We start from the raw sequence: 23,114 nt of genomic DNA on the forward strand, positions 1-23,114 counted from the left end.
GAGGGATGTGATCAAGAGACAGCTGCTTGCAGCCGGGAAAGTCTCGATTCAACCCGCCTAAACGCCGAAAGCAGGTTATGACAGGCTAAAATTTAAGTTGGCGATTCATCCCGGTTGCAAGCAACCGGGCTACTTTTTCACCCCTGGCGTTCAAGCGTTTAAGGCGATTTCTTTGGTTTATTCTTCGATTAGCATCCATAGTATCTTGATTGGTTAAGCGCATGATAAATCCAACAATGTGTTATGAAAAAAACCAGACGATAGCATTTTTTCTTGCTTCACTATATAGTAATTAAAGTTTACAGTAAGTAGCGGCTTATTACTTTTTAGTCTAAGGACGGGCTATGTTTGTATGGGCTTTTATTTTTTTAGCGATTGCTACCATTTCAGGGATATTTAGTTTCAAAAATCCATCCACATCGACCTATGTTGCAAAACTTGTTTTTTACTTATCGTTATTACTTTTCTTAGCATTTTTATTTAGCTCTATCATTAATATGGCACCACCTCGGGTAAGAACAGGTTCATTACCTATATAGGGCACTTTTTCAGACTAGATGAAATAAGCCAAGCGTAACACTACTGAGTACAGGAAAGGGAAATAACTGTCCGAGGGGGTTAATTGTGCCTCACCATAACCTGCAGTGTAATTACCGCCGAGTTCCAGCATCCAATGATTGGTTAACTGATAATTAAACCCCGCTCCAAAGGCCGGAGTTGCACGCCATTGATTAACTAATATATCGTTACGGTGTATACCTGCAATTCCCACACTGGAATACGCTCTAATACTCGTCTTAGGAATTTGAAGCATAATTTTTGCTTTCAAATCCACCGTTTCAGTTTTTGTCTTAAATGAAACTCTATTACCATTTAAAAAACTGAATAAACTCATTGGATCAAACGATACTTCAGCGTCAGGATAATCCAAATAGCTTAATTCCAAGGCAAAATAGCGTGCGAATTCATAGCCGGTAAAAGCACCCCATACACCACCACCTTCCCGCACTTTCACTGGAGTTGACATACTCAATGCCATATTTTGATTTTCTCGGGTAGGCACTAGCCCTTCCCAGGTAGTAGATCCATAACCACCCATAGCACCAATATAAAGATGGGAACTTGGACTGATTTTTTCGTGGGTGTTTGCAAGGCTGCTTAGCGGATAGGAGAACAGCAAACACCATAAGACTAACTTTTTTATCATCACAGTTCGATACACCCTTTCAAAAAACGTCTTGGCCAGCATCATCTAGCCAAGACTACAACGAATTATACTACTGACAGGCTTTTTTAGTGGAGCTGCAGAGCCGGCCGCGAGAATCAACGCCACCATAAAGATAACAATTCCAGTTATCCATACAATCCTGGGGACTTGTATAACGTTGATATTCACATGCTTTCTGTAAAGAACCGAACACGCTAATCATGCGTGAATAAAGCGCACTCATATCCTGGCACATCGAACTTGGTAAGCCGGATGAAGTACAATAGCAAGTAGCTACTGATTTAAATGATGAACAAAATTTCACATCATTGGTAGGTAACGCACTAGGGCAACCAGCAAAAACCGAAAAAACAACACAACAAGATAAAACAGCAGCCAAACATACTCTCTTTATCATCCTTGATTCCTTATTCGTAAAAGTTCTAGAAAACTTTATCAGAAACTAAAACGACTGCAAAATAAAAAAATAATTTTGTTGCCTAGTTACACGCTTTCATTAACCGAATGAATTCGTTTGCTATTGTTTCTCGCAATGTTGGTTGTAAATTTGCGGAAATAATTAAATAGGGTTTTGCAAGTTGTCCTTTGCGCATCAAACAAACATCGAATAAATTATTTATTTTCAATAAGTCATAACGGTGATCTCTGATGTCGTTTAACTTAAACCCGAACATGTTTGGTTCTCTATTGTTTTCAGGGCTCATCAAGAAACTATGCTGTACATTAATATTAACAAGGAAGTTATTCTTTTTATCGCCATGGAGGCGTAGGCATAAATTCAAGATTTGCGGGTTTATCTTCACTGAACGAAATAACTTGGTATAAAGCGAAACACAGGATTTCATAAGATAGTTTTTAATAACCGAACGCTTTTGTTGAAATGCTCCGATACTTGCAAGTTTAACTAAATCTGGACATTGCTGGTAAGGATGGGTTGCAATAACTGATTCATGCACCTGTTGTAAAAGAGACGCAACATTAGAATGGTTGTTCACTGCCAGTTTGATAGGTTCAAGCTTTAAAAAACAACCCATTGTTTCATCATAATCAGGATTATCCCGTGTCGATTTTACACGATTAATATAAATGCAGGCGTTATCTTTTTGAACCTCTTCACAAATAGTCCATAAGGTCTGCATCAGTGCTGCACACAACCCTTCGAAAATACTGGCATGATGCTGTTTACAGAACAGATGAAATTTATCTAACACGTCTTCTGGAATTTCTGTGTACGTAGAATATGAAAATGGTTGCGTTGGTTTAGGCTTAACAATTTTCTCCGATGGAAAAGTAAACAGTCGAGCATCTTTAAGATACTCCTCCCAAAACAATAAATCCCGGTTTAGGTTTTGTTGTATATAAGACACTTCATCCAGAAGATAATTTCTGAAAGCGATGTCTTTTTTTACCGATTTATTGCCTACTTTGGGTAAATTATAAAAAGCGGAGAGGTTGGACAATAGAATTTCCGGCGAAACATCATCTGAAATAATATGTGGCAAACAAAGTTGCAATTCCGTACTGTTATTTTTCAGGTAAAATAAACGAACAATAACGGAGTATTTTTTAGGCCAGGGGTAATATTCTATTAACTGTTGAATAGAACTTTCAAGGATCTGCTCGCTGTCTTTCTCAGAGAGTAGCTCCAAATTGTTTTCCGCAATATGAAAGGTTAAATGTTTGTCTAACTGCTGAATGGGTTTAAATTTGGATACTCTAAAGGATAATACATCGTGTTTGCGAAAAATTGCAGCAAAAGCTGCATTTAATTTGGCAATATCCAGACGTCCTGCAAAACGTTTTCTTGCGAAAATATTTAATCGCTTTGCCTTGGGTTCAAAGGTGTCTGCCAACCATAATAATAATTGAAAATTACTAAGCGGAAAATGACTTGCCTTCAAAAAGGCGTTATTGATCCTTCTTTTTTTCTTTGTCTTAGCCTTTTTAATTAATGCCGCTAAATGGGCAATGGTAGGTTGTTGATAAAAATCATACAGTGTTACTTCTTTGCCCAATTTGTAATTGACGGTTGAAATAATTCTTGCCGCCGATAAAGAATGTCCGCCCAGCTCAAAAAAATCATCTTTAACACCAATCGGTTTTATTTCAAGTTCTTCAGACCAAATTTGCGCAAGTTGTTTTTCAAGCGAGGTTTTAGGCGCTTTATAATATTGGCTTGCTGTAAACTGAGGAATAGGCAATGCCCCCCTATCCAATTTCTCATTCGCGTTTAGAGGAAAAACATCCATTCTCACAAAGCTGGATGGGACCATATAATCAGGCAAGTTAAGCAGTAAATATTCACGTAACTCACTATTATCCAAGATGACTTGCTTGCTATTTAGCGTATAATAGGCAACTAGTTTTTTTTCTTTTCGTTCCCCATTTATCGCAATTACCGCCGCTTCTTTTATGGCGGGATGTTTAATTAAACAGCTTTCAATTTCCCCTGGCTCAACCCTGAACCCTCGAATTTTTAACTGGTAATCACTACGGCCCAGACACTCAATTTCGCCTCTTTCCAGTTTCCGGCACAAATCCCCTGTTTTATAAAGTCTGGCACTGGGGTTTTTGCTAAAAGGATTGTTGAAAAAATAATCTTGGGTTAATTTAGGATTATTTAAATAACCTCTCGCGAGGCAATGCCCACCCAGGTATAATTCTCCAATTGCCCCCTCTTCTACTGGCAAACGATTTTCATCGAGGATATAAAATTGAACATGCGGCGCCACATGCCCGATGGGTACATTTGCACCAAGCCGATGAACATTTTTGCGATCAAGTTTATATAAACAAACCGCCACACTCGCCTCTGTAGGCCCATATTCATTGTATAAAATATGATCCGGATAAAGCGCCAGCCACGCCAAACAATCAGAGCTAAATAAACTTTCGCCTGCAAGCATGATTTTTTTCAAATCTGGAAGCGCAATGGGTTTATTTTTTATCTCATAAAGCAATACCTTAAAATAACTAGGTGTTAACTTGATAAAATTAACATTGTTCGCCTCAAGGTAATTTAAATATTGACGGGGATCTTTTTTTACCCGGTCGGAACAAATTACCAATGTGAGCCCGAGCATTAAAGGAATAATGGATGTGGTTAAAGCAAAATCAAAAGCATGATTAGACGAGAAGTCGATACGTTCCCCAGGTTGACAATCACAGTATTCAGCAAACCACAAGGAATAATCCACAACACCTCCATGCTCCACCAATACCCCTTTGGGTGTGCCGGTAGAGCCAGAAGTGTAGATAATGTAGGCTAAGTGTTGCGAATTGGTTTTTGAGGCTGGATCATGCGTGGGCTGTTTTTCTATTGTTTTATTTTTGTCGATGGTGATTGTCTGCCCCGTATACCGGGTAAATTTCTTTTTAAACTTGTCCGAAGTGATTAAAAATTGGGTATCACCTTCTTGCAAGATTAACAACAAGCGCTCGTCAGGATGTGATGAGTCTAAGGGAATATAGGCTCCCCCGGCTTTTAAAATACCCAGAATAACCACCAAAAATTCAATGGACCTAGGGAGACAGACTGCCACTTGCGTGTCAGGGTTCACCCCCAATTCCTGCAAATAATGAGCCAGTTGGTTGGCTTTGTGATTTAACTGCTCATAACTTATTGTTTCCCCATCAAAGCTTATCGCTGTTTGCTGCGGCCTTTGTCCCACTTGAGTTTCAAACAAACCGTGAAGTGTTTTTAAATTTAGTCGGGTGGCTTCTTCTATAAATTGCTCTAGTTGTTCTGAGTTTTCCATCTCGATTTATCTTCCTTTTTAGACTCAATAACCCCTGTTACGTCTCTCTAATTATTAATTATAGTCTGGGTAAAAGTCTATCCAGCCATTTTGGTAAATACCAATTCCATGATTGTAGTAAGGCCATCGTTGAGGGAACTAATAAGGTGCGAATTAAAAAAGCATCGACAAAAATAGCCACTGCAATTCCAAGCCCAAATGCCTTTACCATCAGCACCTCCGCCACTAAAAACGAACCGCAAATGACGATTACAATTAGTGCTGCGCTGGTAATAATCCGGCTACTTTTTTCAATCCCAAAAACTATGCTGTTGTTGTTCACTCCATTTTCTTCATAACATTCTTTAATCCTTGTTAATAAAAACACTTCATAATCCATTGAAAAACCAAATAAAGCACAAAAAATGATGACCAATAAGCTGATATCCAACATACCCTGCGGTTCAAAGTGAAGCCACTGCGACAAATAGCCATCCTGAAATACCAGAACCAGAGCACCATAACAAGCACATAGGCTTAATAAATTCATTAAAATCGCTTTAATAGGCAAAAATAAAGAACGCAGTAAAACAAGCAAAATCAGGTAAGTAAACACAATAATCCATAGAATTGCATAAGGGAGGATGCGCGAGATACTCTCCAGTACCTCTTTGTTAATAACTGGTGTACCCGTTAATTCTATTTCCATCCCCTTTGCTGTTTTCATATCGCGCAGCGTGGTAATAAGCGCTTGGGTTTCTGGTGAGTTAATTGGATATTTGCTAATAATATTCATTACGGTGAAGGAGTAACTGGTAGTAGTAGCTAACAATTGTTTAAGACTCTTGCTCCTTGAATCTTTATTGTCATGGTATAAATGATAATATTGTTTTTTAGTAAGTTTTGAATCCGTTGTTACAATACTGTTAATTTTATCTACTGCTGGTTCTTTTTTAAGTTTTTGGGCTAAATCGTATAAATTATTAAGATTTGTTTTGGATAAAATATAGCTATGGGGAGTTTGGATTAAAACCAAAATAGGGTTTAGCGTTTCTATGTTAAATTTTTTGTCATATACATCAAAAAAACGTCGATGCTCTGACGTTTCCGGTAAAATTCGATGATCAGATACACCAAATTTGGCTGACAGGAAGGGATAGCCCAGCATCAACAAAAACAAAAGCACTGGAAAGAAAAAAAGCAATGGGCGTTTAACAATTTTTGTTGCTAACCAATGCCAAAAACTGGCACGCCTTTTCTCTTTTCGACGAAAGCGCAGAGACAGGAAATTAATTCGTCGGTGCAGTATGCCTAAAATAGCGGGTAATAACATAATGGCGGTGAGCACAGCTACCATAACTGCCACTATCCCACCCATGGCCACTGAAAAAAGAATATTAATGGGAAAAAGAAATAACGCACTAAGACTCACAAGAACTGCGAGCCCACTAAAAAAAACAGCCTTTCCTGCCGTTTCTTCAGTGACAGCAATGGCATCACTTACAGAGACGCCATTGTGTAATTCATCACGAAAACGACTAATAATAAATAACGAATAATCCAACGTTAGGCAAAGACCGAGTAATAGCGCAATATTTAACGTAAAAATTGAAAGCGTATAAACATAACCCAGAAAGAAAAGCGTTGTTAAAATGATTAGTGCTGCCCCTCCCCCTAAAACAATGGGCAATAAGGCTGCAACAACAGAACCAAAGACAAAAAGCAATGTTATTATTGCGACCGGTGCTGCAACTAAATCTGCCCGATAGAGATCAGTCTGTGTTTGCTTATTCACATCTTTGACAAAAACAGCCTCCCCGCCTAACTCAACAGACATGTCTTTTGGTTTTTTTATTGCCGCTTCAAATTGTGTCAGTAAACGATCTTTAAGAGGCTCACTGCTCTTCACAATAACCACCACATACGCAGTGTGCTTGTCCTTTGAAATTTGGGGTTTATTATCATTAGGCATAAGAATTTCATGTTTTATCGGAAAATCTTTTAAGTTTTCTAATGATTGTTTAATTTTTTTAATAAATTGAGGACTTGTCGCTAACAGCCTAGGGCTTCTATAAATAACCAGAAATTTGTTCGCCGTGTTGTAGTCTAATTTTTTATTGATATATTCTTCGGCTTTTGCACTTTCAGAATGTTCGTCAATAAAGCCTGTGGTTTTAAAGGGACTAATAATATTGGGTAAGAAAGGAAGAGAAGCTAAAACAACAAATAACCAGAATACGACAATAAACCACCGCAGTGGATAGATAAGCTTCCCTAAATTATAAAAAAAATGACCTTGCATCCTTATCCCTAATCAATTATTGCTAACTGCAGGTTTAATTTTCAAAGCATTTGTCTTTAGAATAAAAATTATTATTTCTCAATTAAATGTAGTCATAAATATTAAATTTTGCACAATCATGGCCACCAATCCTGAGCTAGTTACGTCATTTGAACAGAATGAAAGAATAGAGCTTTGTTTGCAGGGACCACATGAAAGATTGACGGACTTTTAAAACTTCCACCCTACGTCATCATTCTGAAAGCGACATAGTCGCTTGAAAGATCCCCTGAATCTGGCATTTGTAAATTACAATTACTTTCGTTTTGATACTTAGTTACTGCCTAAGGTTGGTGATTTTTTTCTCCACTCCGAGTAGACTAAATTTTCAAAACTTCAGGAAGAATCTCATATGGAAAAATTTATCATCCAGGAAGGGTTCCCTACTGTTATTTATTATTCAGGTACAAACTCCCATGGGGAACAGCAACTTGCCGACTATAAAATTCAACTCAAGCAATATTTATTAAAATACGGTGCTCTACTCTTTCGTGATTTTCCCCTAAGCACAGTCCAACATTTTTCTGATTTTATTAAGTCCCTGGCTTTAGGAAATGTTGTCAATTATATGGGCGGCGATAGCCCACGTGACAAAGTGATCGAAGGTATTTATACGTCCACCGAAGCACCTCCCCATGTCCATATTCCTTTACATCAAGAGCTGTCTTACTTAAAAGCTTATCCAAGCCATATTTATTTTTATTGCGACATTGCACCTTCCTACCAGGGAGAAACTACCATTGCTGATGCCCGAAAAATATATCAATCACTTGACCCAAATGTTATCCAACGTTTTAAAACAAAGGGAATAACCTATATTTCCCACTACTACCAACGAAGCAAAACCATGGCGCTAATTAACTATTTCGCCCGTTCGCACAAATCCTGGATGGATGTATTTGAGACCAATAATAAGTCAATCGTCGAGGAATTTTGTCAAACCAATAGCATCACATGGAAATGGCTTACCAACAATTGGATTGAAATTAAGCACGAGGGGCCTGTAGTTTTACAACACCCCATTACTGGAGAAACAGTTTGGTTTAATCAGGCCCATCTCTACGATTTTAACCCTAAACTTTTAGGCATCATGAAATTTCTCGCAGTCAATCTGGTCTATTTTCGCCGCTTAACACGTTTACATGAGGTGACCTTTGCCGACGGTAGTGCTATGTCGCGTGAGGATCTTTACCATATTTTAGATACGCTACAGCAAAATACGGTGTCCATTCCTTGGAAACAAGGGGATGTCATGGTTTTAGATAATATTTTAACCATGCATGGCAGAACCACTTTTAAAGGAAAGCGTCGAATTTTAACCGCTTTAACAAATTAATGACTTTTTGAGCCCCCTATCGAAGCGATTTTTTTCACTCCTAGAATAACATTTTTTATTGTTAATTTATAAAGCATTTGGTTACAATCGCACCCTGACTGGCTATTCACTGTGAGAAATGATGCTCTCCATTAAAAATATTATTTATTCTCAAACGAATATTGACCAATGGAATGAAAAGTTACCTGCTTTAGAAAATGAAATTACTGTTGAAGAAGAGAGTATTAACTCCGCAAAATCGCAACTACGTCCGCTAAATCGTAGTCTAGATCATTTACAAATCCAGATAGACGGCGTGGAAGCAGAAATTTTTTTATTGCAAAGGGCACAGCGGCAGCGGCAACACTCTCATCATCACCACTCCGTTCATTTTCCCCTTACTCACCATCATCATAATGATGGTGACTCGGCTGAAACCATTAGTAGGTTGCAAACGCAATTGGCTCATTTCAATTTAACCAGACAGAGCTTACGCCGTGATATAGCTTCTCAGGAAGTACTTATTAAAGCATCAGAAGCAAGCATTCAGAATGCGCAACAAAAGTGTAACTGGATTAAAGAGCATACTAAAAAGGCACAGCAATTTTTGCAAACATTGAAAGAACAGCCAGACCTGCTTGTTAAGTCTCTTCATGATAGAATTTTTCAAAAGTTTTTTGATTATGAATATAACCACCCTGCCGGTCTTTCGCCTAGGGTTCGTTTTTGTTTATTAAATCTTCCCGCCAAACTCCAAGAACTCGCACCTGTAGTCACACCAAATAATTTTCCTGACTCAAAAGAGTTTGATTTCAAAAAGTACACACAAATTAATTACCTACGCTTATGTGGCTTTATTTGGGAAATGTATTCTCAGGTTAAGAAGGAAGGAACAGATGAGAAATTTACTGATTTGTTAATTGAGCTTATCAATGAGCTTCATATTGATGAAAACGGAGATTTACCGGATGAATTGCATTCTGGAAGCACAGCAAAAGTGCATTTTCAAGACATAAAAAATCAAGTGCATGTTTTATCCGATTTAACTGATAAAGAACTATTAACACTCGAATCGACTATCTTTAAAACAAAACTCGAAGAACTCCATACTTATCTCCCTCCAAATGATAATGTACATGCTTCTATCGCACATGCTACTCAATTAATTGAAGATGAAGTCACTCAAAAAACGCAACAAAACGAAGCTATTGATTATCATTTTTATATTGCTGCGCTAGATGATTTCCTTATTCTGCAAAAAAAACCCCAACTCCAAAATATGGATGTTTCTGTTGTTGCACATTTGGACCTATTAGCTAAACATGCCTCCGGCGCTCCTTCACTGGGTAAAAAAATTGGTGGTGCATTGTTAATGGTTGCAGGGTTGTTCCTATTAACAGTCAGTATTGCAACTCTTGTTGCAACCTTTGGTAGCAGTTCATTTTTTAGCGCAACTGGGATTGTAATGGGCGGCATGCTTGCTACGACAGCTGTAACTGGTGGCGCATTTACTTTTTTTGGTGGTCGACTCGTTAACCAGGGTAGACAACAAGGTTTGTCCAAAGCGTTAGTAACGACTCAAGAACAATGTCAGGATTATTATTTTTCCACATCACAATTAGCACAGTAATAATTTAACTATTTGACCTTCAAAACTGGATGCCGTGCATAAAGCACGGCACGTAGACAAAAAAAGTAATTTTTATCAATCAGAGCCCCTCTTGTATCAATCCCATCTCCACGTTCCGTGCTATGCGCAGCATCCCGAGTCAATCCATCTATTGTCATCCGGGGATGTGACACTAGCCTACAAAGCATTAAAGATTGCTCTACCTCTTTTTTTGCTCACCTGCATAAGCTAACATGTCATAAATGTTGCTAATGGATTGTAATAATGATTTTTTTTGCACGAATCGTTGCGAGTATAATAGTTTGTATGTTGTTTATTACTACAAGTAGCGCAGCGCGAAACGATAACTTCTACAGAAATTTTTGGTTGCCCAAATACCACGGGGAACGTTTAAATTACTGTAGCTTCGATGGCAAAGAATGTGGCCTTAAATTGGCAACCCGCTATTGTAAATTAATGGGCTATGCTTATGCCGATCAACAAATCATTGATAATAATGTGGGCCTAACTCATTTTCTTTTTTGCAATGCCAGATGTAAAGGTTGGCGTTGTAATGGTTTCAAAACGATTCGTTGTGTAGCTAAAATGTCTCATACCCCCCCTAAAGCTTACCATTATCGTCTAAGACGGTATGTATATCCTCGCTTTAATAATTATCGAGTGGACTGGTGTTATGATGGCAGGCACGGCTGTGGCCGCAGGGCCGCTTTCTCCTTCTGCCGCCGTATGGGTTATCTCAATGTACGGCGCTATGCCGTTGAAAAACATATTGCAGCAACAGAGGCGATAGGTAATCAAAAATTATGCTTCGGCATACTATGCAATGCTTTTAAATTTATTGATTGCTACCGCTAAAAGAGTTTCAATTTGTAATTTTCTGACACAAAGAAAAAAGAACGTCATTTATTTGACAGGCAGTCAGTTAGTAACCAATACTCAAGTTAGACAAGCTGGAGTAGGGATAGCGATGAGCCAAAGTGAAACTATTGTCGTTATTGACAATGAGACTGAACGCTCTCATAAGCTCAATACTATTTTAAATTTTATAAGTGAAACCTGTGTCCTTGCCAACTATACGAATTGGCAAACTTTCTCTTACAAGCACGTCCATGCAATCTTAGTTGGTGCACAGGAATCTTATGAGACAACCCTCGAGTTTTTAGCTAAACTGCGAAACAGGGTGCGGCAGTTACCTATTGTCCTTATCGACTCAACCATTCCAGAAACGGAGTATCCAGTAAATAATGTCATCGCTAATCTTTGCTTCCCTTTTACCTATGCTCAAATGCTGGAAGTATTGCATAAATGCCAAATTGCTAACGAAAGCATCCTTGATGAGATAACCCATCCAAAACGAACCCCTTTATTCCGTAGCCTGGTAGGAAATAGTGAATCCATTCGGCAAGTACGGAAATTAATTGCCCAAGTTGCCGATACCGAAGCAAGTGTGTTGATTTTGGGTGAGTCAGGCACGGGAAAAGAAGTTGTCGCACGAAATATCCATGCTTTTTCTTCACGTCATAACAAACCTTTTATCCCCATCAATTGTGGAGCCATTCCCGCCGAATTGCTGGAAAGTGAATTATTTGGTCATGAAAAAGGGGCCTTTACAGGGGCAATTACTTCACGGCAGGGACGTTTTGAATTGGCCAATGGGGGTACCCTATTTCTAGATGAAATTGGGGATATGCCACTGGCGATGCAGGTTAAATTGCTGCGTGTATTACAAGAACGATGCTTTGAGCGTGTAGGCAGCAATAAAAGTATTGAAGTGAATGTTAGAATTATCGCGGCCACCCACCGTAACCTCGAAACGGCGATCAATGAAGGAAAATTTCGTGAAGATTTATTTTATCGTTTAAATGTATTTCCTATTGACATGCCCCCTTTACGGAACCGGCGAGAAGATCTCCCCTTACTTTTGAATGAATTAATTTCTCGTATTGAAGGTGAAAACAGACCCGGAATCCGCCTCATGCCAGCTGCCCTTGATGCGTTAAGTCGTTATAACTGGCCTGGTAATGTACGTGAATTAGCAAATCTTGTCGAACGTCTGTCGATTTTATTTCCGAATGGCATTATTGATTTAAATGATTTGCCAAGACGCTTCAAGAAAAGTCATAAGCTAGGTTTATTAACGAGTGAACGAGAAACCTTATTGGAACTACTAAGGCCTGATGAAATCACCAGTGACGGTATTGATTTAAAGGAGCACCTGGTTAAGACCGAACTAGCGCTTATCAGTCAGGCTTTGAATGAATCCGATTGGGTAGTAGCTCATGCAGCTAATTATTTAAACATGCGGCGCACGACCTTAGTCGAAAAAATGCGCAAGTATGGCCTCACTCGACCTGCGCGTGCTTAAGCTACTCCAAATCACTCCTATTGAGGTTGATCAGGTTTTTCAGGATCTGGCGTTATTTTTGGTTTCGCTGGTTTTGTTTTTTTAGCGGTGGCTACAGTCGCTACTTCCTCTTCGCCTGTACTGGATGTTTTTTTAGTTTTCGCAACGACTACTTCCTCATCCTGCTTTTCTTTTTTTGCGGCTGAACTTACTACTTCCTCTGTTCCGGGTTCCGCACGCTTCTTTTTATAATCAGCAATAATTTCAGAAACACTTTTGCTCACATCTTTAAAGAGTTTGCCCGCTATTGAGGTGATTTCCTTAAAATCAGGTAGCTTTGATTTAAAGTCGCTCATGATTTACTCCCTTTTGAGTGGTTAGCTTTGGTCTTTAGTACTAAGTATACCTCGACTTTTTTACTTTGAATAATTCTATGGTTTTAAGTTAAGTGTCTTTTTTGGTCATGCGAAGCTTGAGAATTAATTTTCCCTAAATTTAGAAGATTTTTTATTGTTGAACTATAGTTATTACATATTGTTTTTTATGGGTTTAAATGGCTAAAAGACCACCACAGGATTTTCTTAAGGAAACCTTCCAGGCAAGCAAATCTGCTTACCTTTATATTGGCTTATTTAGTCTTTTTATTAATCTATTAATGCTGACTGTGCCTCTTTACATGATGCAGATTTTTGATCGTGTTCTGGCAAGCCATAGTTATGAAACGCTCATCTATCTTACGTTAATTTCCATTATTGCGCTGTTTGTGCTTAGTCTTTTAGATGTAGTCCGTACCAATATTCTTATCCACATCAGCACCTGGCTTGATAGAAAGTTAAGCCCATTTGCACTTGCCTTAAGCCCTGATCAGATTATACAGGGTAACCCCTACCCCGAACAGGTTTTGCGTGACGTTAACACCGTACGTACGTTTTTGGGTGGTACTGCGATGTTTACTTTTTTTGATGCTCCTTGGATTCCTATTTACCTTATTGTTATTTTTCTATTGCATCCCATCTTAGGGTTAATTTCTACCCTGGGCGCGATTTTATTATTCCTTTGTGCTCTGGCCAATGAATTTGCAACCAAGAAAGTGATGGAAAATGCAAATAACCTGGCAATTAGCAACACCAACGAGACTGGCGCCACCTTAAGAAATGCAGAAGTTATTCAAGCCATGGGAATGCTTTTTTCTTTAATCAATAACTGGTATTCCAACAATGAAAAGGTCCTTTTTTTACAGACGCAATCGAGCAAGGTATCAGGTTATATTTTATCCCTCAGCAAATTTCTTCGACTTTGTTTGCAAATTTTAATATTAGGAGTTGGCGCTTATTATGTACTCACGAATCAAATCACGTCAGGAATGATGATTGCTGCTTCTATTTTAATGTCCCGAGCCCTTGCGCCGGTAGAACAAGCCATAGGAGCCTGGAAACAGTTTCAAAACTTTAAACAAGCAAAACATCGTCTGGAACCCCATTTTAAATTTAAGTCGGATAGAAAATCGGGTTTAAAACTACCACGCCCCAAAGGTATCGTTTCCCTGGAAAATGTTTTTTACACGCCGCCAAATATGCAAAAGCTCGTCATCTCCAATCTCACGCACAAAATTCAGGCAGGCGAAATGGTAGCTTTAATAGGTGCCTCCGCCGCGGGCAAATCAACCTTGGCTCGCTTAATAGTAGGTATCATAAAACCCAATTCAGGAACGGTTCGACTTGATGGCGCAAACGTTTATCAATGGGAACGGGATGATTTTGGCCAATACGTAGGCTATTTGCCGCAAGATATTGAATTATTCTCAGGGACTGTTAAAGATAATATCGCACGCATGGGCGAAGTGAATGATACGGCGGTTGTAAAGGCCGCACAGTTGGCTGGTTGTCACGACCTGATTTTACGCCTACCTGAAGGCTACAATACGGTTATCCATCGAGACAGCTTTAATTTATCCGGTGGGCAGCGGCAGCGAATTGCAATGGCCCGCACCCTCTACAACGACCCGCAACTTGTTGTACTTGATGAGCCGAATTCCAATCTTGACAATGAAGGGGAAGTTGCCCTGCTCAAAACATTGCAAACACTGAAAGTCAATGGGGTAACCGTCATCCTCATTGCACATCGTCCCAGTATTATCCGTCATGTAAATACCATCATCGTACTTAATGAAGGAAAAATTCAATTCTCAGGGCCACGAGAGCAGATCCTGTCTAAGCTTCATGAACTGGCAAAGAATCCCAAACAACAAGAAGGTATTAGGAATGGATGAGCTTTCAAAAAAACTCCCCCCTACTCCTGGCAAGCCCATCATAACCAATGCATTGTTGACTGGCTTTGGTATTCTCATTTTTTTTATTGGTGGTTTTTTGCTGTGGTCGTTGCTTTTCCCCCTGGACTCAGCCGCAGTAGCGAACGGCAAGTTTGTGGTGCAATTTGAACATAAAACTGTTCAGCATATGGAGGGGGGTATTATTGAAAAAATTTTTATCAATGAGGGTTCCATTGTTAAAAAACATACACCACTTATTAAACTACAAGACACGCAAGCCAAAACCACCTTACAGTTACTACAAGTACAAGTTTGGGAAAACTTAGCCGCAGAAGCCCGTATTTTTGCTGAATTAAATAATGAAAAGAAGGTCGTTTTTCCTGCTGAATTGTTGAAGCATGCCGCTAACCCCGACGTTCAAAAAATTATCCAGGGGCAAGAAAAATTATTTGTTGCTGCAGTAAATAGTTATGAAGGACAAACCAAAGTTCTTAACCAACGGATTGATCAGCTCAACAAGGAAATTGCCAGCCTCGAAGCACAAGTACAATCCGAAACGGAGCAATTGAAACTTATAGACGAAGAGATTGAAGCTGTCGCTTATCTTGAAGCTCGCAAACTAATCGACCGCCCCCGTCTATTAGCTTTAAAACGCGAGGCAGCCAGGCTCAATGGCAATCGCGGTGAACACTTAGGCTTGATAGCCAAAGCACATCAATCGATTGGGGAAACCAAGTCACAAATTTATACATTAATGGAAACACGTCGTAAAGAATTGTTGGAAGAATTACGTCTGACTCAACAAAAATTAGCCGATGTGGTAGAGAAATCAAAAGCAGCAGAAGACGTATTGCATAGGACATTGATTGTTGCTCCTCAGGCAGGTACGGTCATTGGTCTTAAAAAACATACCATTGGTGGGGTTATTACTCCTGGGCAAGAAGTCCTGGATATCATTCCTTCAGGTGACCAACTTATTATCGAAGCAGAAATCAATCCAGTTGATATCAATATCGTAAGACCTGGTTTAAAAGCCAAGGTTCATTTAACAGCCTACAAGCAAAGAAATACACCCACTCTTGATGGAACAGTGACAAATATTTCTGCCGATATTTTTAAAGATGAGGCCACCCAGCGACAATTTTATAAAGCGCGTATTACCCTGGATAAGGACCAATTAGCTCGCTTGCCACATATTCAATTATACCCTGGGATGCCTGTTCAGGTATTAATTATTACTGAAAAAAGAACCGCCTTTGACTACTTAATAACGCCACTTGAAGAAAGCTTTAGAAAAGCATTTCGCGAAGAATAAAAAAAGTAATCCCATTCACTTGACTAGCTTGACACATGTACTAAACTTGTACAATCAGCGCTTCTTATCTCGCGACTACAACAGGGATATAGCCTAAGGAAAGCAGCAGGCGTCATAAGTAATTATTGGCACGTGTTGCACCTTAGGAGACTGGCGATGAACTTCTTAATGTTAAAACTCATAGAAACCCTCTCTGCAGTGGCCGCTAAATTAACGGGCACAGCCCAGGCGAAACTCCTCGAAGTCATTCAAAAATTGGCGGATAAATTTGGTATTGATCTTGACCCCGACACGGTGTCGATTAGTGGTGATGCAGTACAAAATGAAACGTTAACGGCCGATTTATCCAATGTTGATTTCGATGATGGTTCTGGTTTTCAATTCCAATGGCAAGCAGACGGGCAGGATATTCTTGATGCCAATCAACAAAGTTATACCCTGACTCAGGATGATGTGGGTAAACAAATCAGTCTGGTACTCACCTACACGGACGTCAATGGCAATACAGTCTCACTTACTTCGGAAACAACCATTGAAGTTGCGAATGTGAACGACGCTGTCACGGGTAACCTCGTTATCGATGGAATTGCTGAACAAGGGCAGACGCTTACGGCGAATACGGAAGATCTTGCTGATTTAGATGGATTAGGTGAATTTTCCTATCAATGGTTTGCTAATGGAGTCGCCATCGAGAATGCTAAAGACGCTACTTATACATTAACACAAGCAGACGTCGGCAAAATTATTACGGTGGCCGTTAGTTACACAGATGGTTATGGCACCCAAGAAAGCGTGGTCTCTGCTCAGCCTACAACAGAAGTGGCTAACATCAATGATCTGCCACAAGGATCAGTGATTATTGAAGGTCTGATTGACGGTTTTGCTTATGAAGATCAAACGCTGATTGCTAATACAAGTTCTATTACAGATGTAGATGGTTTAGGGGAGTTCACTTACCAATGGTATGCAAATGATATAGCTATCGAAGGCGCTACTGCTGCCAGTTATACACTAAGTCAAGCTGATGTAGATAAAGCGATTAGGGTAGAGGTAAGTTATACGGATTCTTATAATACCTTTGAGCAACTTAGCTCTGCAGCAACGGCTGCTGTACTCAATATCAATGATGCAGTCCAAGGTACGGTAGAAATTCAGGGCACAGCGCAAGTAAATCAAATCCTGACAGCCTATACTGCTGGAATCAGTGATGAAGATGGTTTGGGTGACTTTACTTACCAATGGTTTGCTAATGATATAGCTCTCGACGGTGCCACTGACGCTAATTATACTTTAACTGCCAGCGACATAGGTAAGCAGATTAGCGTTCAAGTGAGTTATGTTGATGGCTATAATACCCTCGAAACACTCACTTCAGAGCTAACGGCGGAAGTTGTTCCAGACGTTGATCTTTATATTCCCAACAATTCAACACCACTTGTCCTTGATAGTACTGGAATATTGGCCAATGGAGAACTCCAAGACTCTTCTGTACAAACTATTCAAACAGGTGAAGCCAACGACCTCTTAATTGTCAATGCAGTCATTGACGGCCTGGCGATCGACTTAGGGGAAAATGGAGATAATACTGATATTGATGTGGTTGATATTTCTAATCTTCACGGTACGACCTATACGGCAAGCTCAGGGGCTTTGACGGATGGACAAGGGAATAGCCTCACGCTTAGCAACATTGAAACCATTCGTCTGGATACCGAAGCAACTACCGTTATTTTAGACCAAGGTGGTGATTATAAGTTTATCTTTGCTGCCAATGCGAATGATTATACCAATAATGACCCTACCACTATCAAAATGATTGAGGGCACAGGACAAACCAATGTGGGCTTGTTTTATGAAGCCTATACTGCTGAGAATGCTCCTACCCTTAGCGGTATTCAAAAAGTAAATTTGGAAATGGAGTTTAATGATCAGGGGCCAAATGTCGATAATGTAGCCGAGCTTGATTTTGCGAATGGTACTTATTCCTTTAATGCCACAGCGATTGAATACGGCTTAATTGCTGCTCTTATTGCCGTAGCAATTCTTAATGGTACTTTTAACACACCTGAATTTAATAATTCCCTTGCAGAATTTTTCGAAGCTCTATCACCTCCTGACGAGGATCCTAGTACAAGTACGCATTTGTTTACTGGTGAAACCAAAATTACCTTAACATCAAACTTTATTGATCCAATTGATGACGACACGAGCGTTACTGCCCAAGTGACAGGATTACGTGATAACACGGTAACTATTCGGGATGCTTCCGATCCTTCACATACTACCGACTATAGAGCCTGGACGATTGTTGATAATCAAACAGACGTTAGAGCAGTAGCTGATTTAACGGGGGTTCAAACTCGACAGGCAACTCCTGAAGATCCAACTCCGTCTCCTGAGCTAGCTTCACTTCATTTAACCTGGGACGGTATTGCTAATGATAATGTAGGACGTTTTTTACTAAATTCTATAAACATCAACGGCGAGGCTACCTCCAATACCCACGTATTTTATGGCTTTAGTGAGGGCAGATTGTCCGCAGCCAATGATCTGGCTACAATACAATCGCTTGGTCTTAATGATTCCGAGCGTTATTTAGACCTTGGTGAAAATGCTGATAATACCGACCATGATGTTCTTGACCTGAGTGGTCTTGCTGCTGGAGTGAATTTTAATGCTAGTACCGGTGTCCTGTCCAGCGATGGAAAATCACTAAATGTATTAAATGTGGAGGAGGTTATTGGCACTGATCATGACGATATTCTTGTAGGAAATAGTGACAATAATGTAATTAATGGTGGCGCAGGTAATGATAGAGTTGATGGGGGTGCTGGGAACGATATTTTAACCGGTGGTGAGGGAGCCGATACGTTTGTCTTCGGTTTAGATTATGGTCATGATGTTATTACTGATTTCGAATTCAATGTGGATTCTTTAGACTTTGTCTTCGGACCATCTGATCCCCCTCCTATTATTGCTGAATATGTCGATAATAATACAGTTTTTCATTTCGGTGACAATGCCACTCTAACTGTATTAGGTGTGAATATTGTTAATGACTGGTAATAATATAACAGAAAAATAAAAGCGCTTTATAAGCGCTTTTATTTTGATTTAATAACTCAAACCCACACTCTCTTCGCCCAATAGCTCTTCCAAGGTCATCAGCAATTGATCACTGGGAACCACCCGCCACTGTTTGCCTAAATTTAGCGTCGCTTTAGCAGCATCCCCTGAATAACGCACTTGAACCACACACTCCCCTGTATTGGCTTTGAGTATCGATTGCAAAGCAGGAATGAAGCCCTCTTCTTTTTTGGATAAATCGATTGTTATACATTTGGCAAACCGGGTACGTGCCTCATCTACACTATAAAGTTGACTAGCCGTCATTTTAATGCCACCACTGTACTCGTCTGGTGCAATTTCACCCTCAACGATAAGCATTTCACCAACCTGGGCATGGGTTTGCTGCGCTTCATAGACCTCGGAAAAAACAACGATATCCAGTTTACTGGTAGAATCTTCCAAACCAATAATGGTTAGCTTTTTTCCGCGCTTGGTCATCACCCGCCGCAAGGAAATAACCAAACCGCACACACAGGCTTTTTTTGCCATACTTGGATTCAATCGGGCAATAGGGGTCACAAACGCTTTAAATTCTTGACAATATTGGCTGGCAGGATGACCGGTTAAATACAATCCCAGTGTTTCCTTTTCACCACTTAACCGCATCCTGTCTGGCCAGGGTTTACATTCTACATAGCTTTCTTCATTGCTTGCCTCTTCCAGCATGGAAAACAAATCGGTCTGGCCACTGTTTTGGTTTTGATGCGCTTTATCCGCCATCTTCAATGCCTTATCAAGAGAGGCAAATAATACAGCGCGTTCAACAGCCCAACAATCCATGGCACCACTTTTAATTAATGCTTCCAACACACGTCGATTCACTTTGCGTAAATCCATGCGCTGGCAAAAACTGAATAAACCTGAATAGGCACCCTCTCGTTGCCTCTCTTCAACGATGTAATTGATGGCCGTCTCCCCTACTCCTTTAATGGCACCCAAACCATAGAGGATTGTCTTATCATCCGCTACAGTGAACTGATAACAAGATTGATTAATTGCTGGCGGTAATACCTTTAACTGCATTTGCACGCACTCATCAATAAAAGTAACCACTTTATCGGTATTATCCATATCAGAGGACATGACTGCTGCCATAAAAGCCGCAGGATAATGCGCTTTTAGCCAGGCGGTTTGATAAGCAACCAGGGCATAAGCCGCAGAGTGGGATTTATTAAACCCATAGCCTGCAAATTTTTCCATCAAGTCGAAAATATAAGTGGCTGTTTCTTTAGCCACCCCACGTGCAGTCGCCCCTTCCGTAAAAATAGCCCGTTGCTTTGCCATTTCCTCAGGTTTTTTCTTACCCATTGCGCGACGTAAGAGATCCGCTCCCCCTAAGGTGTAATTCGCCAAAACCTGAGCGATTTGCATCACTTGTTCCTGGTACAAAATAACCCCGTAGGTAGGTTTTAAAATGGGCTCTAAGTCAGGATGTGGGTATTCTACTTTGGCACGTCCGTGTTTTCGGTCAATGAAATCATCCACCATGCCCGACTGTAAAGGCCCTGGTCTAAACAGAGCCACCAGTGCGATAATATCTTCGAAACAGTCAGGCTGAAGACGGTGGATTAATTCCTTCATCCCGCGTGATTCCAGCTGGAATACCGCTGTGGTTTGGCAAGCCATTAACAATTCGAAAGTCTTTTTATCATCCGTAGGGATCAGTGATATATCGACTGCTGTCTCCCCTTTTGCCAAGCGTTGCTTATTAATGATGGCTAATGCCCAATCAATAATGGTGAGCGTCCTTAAGCCTAGGAAGTCAAATTTAACTAATCCTGCAGCCTCTACATCGTCTTTATCGAATTGGCTGACTAATTGGGTGGAGCCTTGTTCGCAATAAATAGCCGTAAAATCAGTTAACTTCGAGGGTGCAATCACTACACCCCCGGCGTGTTTACCAGCATTACGTGTGACCCCTTCAAGCTTTAAGGCCAAATCAATTAATTCTTTAACTTCTTCTTCGTCTTCATAACGCCGCTTTAACTCTTCTTCATCTTCAAGCGCCTTGCTTAACGTCATTCCAATTTCAAAGGGAATTAATTTGGCGATTTTGTCCACGAAGCCATAGGGATGGCCGAGAACCCGCCCGACATCACGCACCACGGCTTTTGCTGCCATCGTGCCGAAAGTTATTATCTGTGATACACTCTGGCGGCCGTATTTTTCGGCCACGTATTCGATAACCCTGTCGCGCCCTTCCATGCAAAAATCAATATCAAAATCAGGCATGGACACCCGTTCAGGATTCAAAAAACGCTCGAAGAGTAATTCGTAGAGTAGTGGATCCAAATCGGTGATTTTTAAGGCATAAGCCACGAGTGATCCCGCCCCGGATCCCCTTCCTGGCCCTACAGGCACACCGTTTTGTTTTGCCCATTGGATAAAGTCAGCTACGATAAGGAAATAACCAGGAAAACCCATGTTATTAATCACGTCCAACTCTATTTGCAAACGTTGATCATACGGTTGACGGAGAGTGGTAACTTCTTCGGGCGCTTTATCACGAAAAATTTGTTGTAGCCGTTCTTCCAAACCTTGTTTTGATAAATCCGATAAATAATTCTCGACGGTTGAGCCTTGAGGGATGGGAAAATTAGGCAAATAGTTGTTGCCCAAATCGAGCTTTACAGTACAGCGTTTTGCTATTTCTACCGTATTTTCCAAAGCCTGGGGTAAATCTTTAAATAACTCGACCATCTCATCAGCTGAGCGAAGGTATTGTTGGGCGCTATAAACTTGCTGCCTGCGCGGATCAGCCAGTGTGTATCCTTCATGAATGCAAACGCGCGCTTCATGGGCTTCGTAATCTTCCTTATGCAGAAATCGAACATCATTGGTTGCAACCAACGGTAAATTAAGCTCTTCAGCCAAACGGACTACCCGTTCATTATATTCCGTCTCCCCTGTTCGGCCCGTGCGCTGGATTTCCAAATAAAAGCGATTGGGGAAGAGCTTCATCAAGGATTGGGCCAAAGCATAGGCGGTGGGTTCATCTTCCGCAAGTAAGGCCTTGCCTATTGATCCGAATCGCCCCCCTGACAACGCAATCAAACCTTCTGCATAGTCTTCAATCCAAGGGTATTGAATTCTTGGTTGACCTTGATATTGCCCCTCTTGATAAGCTTTGGATACCAAACAGGTTAAATTGCGATAACCCGTTTCATCCTGACACAACAACACTAGCGAAGTTAGCTGTTCCGGACTTCCAGGATGATGACAAGGTAAATCACTGCCTAAAATCGGCTTAATGCCCGCATCCAACGCGGATTTAAAGACCTTAACTGCAGCAAATAAATTGCAATAATCCGTTACAGCAACGGCATTCATGTTTTTACTGACGAGGGATTTCATAAGCGGTTTGATGCGCACTAACCCATCAACCATAGAAAATTCAGTGTGTACCCGCAAATGAACAAAACGCGCTTTCATAATGAAAAATATTAAAAGGAATCAGTGAACTGTACCGAAGTCGGTTGTGGAGAGCAAGCTTTGATTTTTTAATGTCTTTATTTTACGTCTATATTATAGCAAGCCGGTATAATAGAGCCCTATAAGTTGGTTCAACATATGATCTCATTAGAAGGGTTTGAGAACATAAGAATCAGATAACTCAGTCAGTAGCCCGGTTGCTTGCAACTGAATCTTATACACATCTCTGAAAACACAGTCCAGCTCTACTTTCCGACGTCCCGCGAATCCAGAGGCTCTGCGTTAAAACACTGGCCCCCGCGGACAAACCGCTGAATCTTATACACATCTCTGAAAACCCAGTCCAGTTCTACTTTCCGAAGTCCCGCGGCTTG

At 40.4% G+C, this 23,114-nt stretch carries 14 protein-coding genes; 8 read left to right on the plus strand and 6 right to left on the minus strand.

The window, feature by feature from the left end; genetic code table 11:
* Positions 1 to 344: 344 nt before the first annotated feature.
* Positions 345 to 539: a DUF1328 domain-containing protein gene (locus tag Ljam_RS04650; protein ID WP_058448971.1), complete on the plus strand. Its 195-nt coding sequence runs from the start codon at positions 345 to 347 to the stop codon at positions 537 to 539.
* 14 nt (positions 540 to 553) lie between these two features.
* Here Ljam_RS04650 and Ljam_RS04655 read toward each other — a convergent pair whose 3' ends face one another.
* The 4 genes from Ljam_RS04655 to Ljam_RS04670 all read right to left on the minus strand — a co-directional run bounded on the left by Ljam_RS04655 (position 554) and on the right by Ljam_RS04670 (position 7,267).
* Positions 554 to 1,207, minus strand: coding sequence for an outer membrane beta-barrel protein (locus Ljam_RS04655; protein ID WP_058450737.1), 654 nt, complete (start codon positions 1,205 to 1,207; stop codon positions 554 to 556).
* Between the two features lie 70 nt (positions 1,208 to 1,277).
* Positions 1,278 to 1,625, minus strand: coding sequence for a hypothetical protein (locus Ljam_RS04660; RefSeq protein WP_058448972.1), 348 nt, complete (start codon positions 1,623 to 1,625; stop codon positions 1,278 to 1,280).
* Between the two features lie 82 nt (positions 1,626 to 1,707).
* Entirely contained in the window at positions 1,708 to 4,986 is a 3,279-nt protein-coding gene (locus Ljam_RS04665) for an amino acid adenylation domain-containing protein (RefSeq protein ID WP_058448973.1), read from the minus strand.
* A 58-nt stretch (positions 4,987 to 5,044) separates the two neighbouring features.
* Complete coding sequence (locus Ljam_RS04670) at positions 5,045 to 7,267, minus strand: MMPL family transporter (RefSeq protein WP_058448974.1); 2,223 nt, start codon at positions 7,265 to 7,267, stop codon at positions 5,045 to 5,047.
* Positions 7,268 to 7,658: 391 nt separating this feature from the next.
* Between Ljam_RS04670 and Ljam_RS04675 the strand changes: the two genes are divergently transcribed.
* The 4 genes from Ljam_RS04675 (at position 7,659) to Ljam_RS04690 (ending at position 12,616) form a co-directional block, all read left to right on the plus strand.
* Positions 7,659 to 8,642 carry a TauD/TfdA family dioxygenase gene (locus tag Ljam_RS04675; protein ID WP_058448975.1) on the plus strand — a complete coding sequence of 328 codons (984 nt, stop codon included), beginning with the start codon at positions 7,659 to 7,661 and terminating at the stop codon, positions 8,640 to 8,642.
* Positions 8,643 to 8,760: 118 nt separating this feature from the next.
* The gene (locus Ljam_RS04680; protein WP_131762419.1) at positions 8,761 to 10,251 is read left to right on the plus strand and encodes a hypothetical protein; all 1,491 of its coding nucleotides are present in this window, start codon (positions 8,761 to 8,763) and stop codon (positions 10,249 to 10,251) included.
* A 264-nt stretch (positions 10,252 to 10,515) separates the two neighbouring features.
* Entirely contained in the window at positions 10,516 to 11,106 is a 591-nt protein-coding gene (locus Ljam_RS04685; RefSeq protein WP_058448977.1) for a hypothetical protein, read from the plus strand.
* A 112-nt stretch (positions 11,107 to 11,218) separates the two neighbouring features.
* Positions 11,219 to 12,616 carry a sigma-54 dependent transcriptional regulator gene (locus Ljam_RS04690; protein WP_058450738.1) on the plus strand — a complete coding sequence of 466 codons (1,398 nt, stop codon included), beginning with the start codon at positions 11,219 to 11,221 and terminating at the stop codon, positions 12,614 to 12,616.
* A gap of 17 nt (positions 12,617 to 12,633) precedes the next feature.
* Here Ljam_RS04690 and Ljam_RS04695 read toward each other — a convergent pair whose 3' ends face one another.
* Positions 12,634 to 12,951, minus strand: a complete 318-nt coding sequence (locus Ljam_RS04695) for a hypothetical protein (RefSeq protein ID WP_065235524.1) — start codon at positions 12,949 to 12,951, stop codon at positions 12,634 to 12,636.
* 197 nt (positions 12,952 to 13,148) lie between these two features.
* Here Ljam_RS04695 and Ljam_RS04700 point away from each other — a divergent pair, with 197 nt between their 5' ends.
* From Ljam_RS04700 to Ljam_RS15580, 3 genes are all read left to right on the plus strand, one after another.
* Positions 13,149 to 14,864: a type I secretion system permease/ATPase gene (locus Ljam_RS04700; protein ID WP_058448978.1), complete on the plus strand. Its 1,716-nt coding sequence runs from the start codon at positions 13,149 to 13,151 to the stop codon at positions 14,862 to 14,864.
* Positions 14,857 to 16,179: an HlyD family type I secretion periplasmic adaptor subunit gene (locus tag Ljam_RS04705; protein ID WP_058448979.1), complete on the plus strand. Its 1,323-nt coding sequence runs from the start codon at positions 14,857 to 14,859 to the stop codon at positions 16,177 to 16,179. Before Ljam_RS04700 ends, Ljam_RS04705 begins: the two co-directional genes overlap by 8 nt.
* Before the next feature lie 156 nt (positions 16,180 to 16,335).
* Positions 16,336 to 19,245 (plus strand): Flp family type IVb pilin, encoded by a 2,910-nt coding sequence (locus Ljam_RS15580; protein ID WP_058448980.1) that lies wholly within the window; start codon positions 16,336 to 16,338, stop codon positions 19,243 to 19,245.
* A gap of 48 nt (positions 19,246 to 19,293) precedes the next feature.
* Here the strand turns inward: Ljam_RS15580 and dnaE are convergent, their stop codons facing one another.
* The gene (gene dnaE / locus Ljam_RS04715; protein ID WP_058448981.1) at positions 19,294 to 22,740 is read right to left on the minus strand and encodes a DNA polymerase III subunit alpha; all 3,447 of its coding nucleotides are present in this window, start codon (positions 22,738 to 22,740) and stop codon (positions 19,294 to 19,296) included.
* Positions 22,741 to 23,114 lie beyond the last annotated feature (374 nt).

Source organism: Legionella jamestowniensis, assembly GCF_001467745.1.
Taxonomy (GTDB): domain Bacteria; phylum Pseudomonadota; class Gammaproteobacteria; order Legionellales; family Legionellaceae; genus Tatlockia; species Tatlockia jamestowniensis.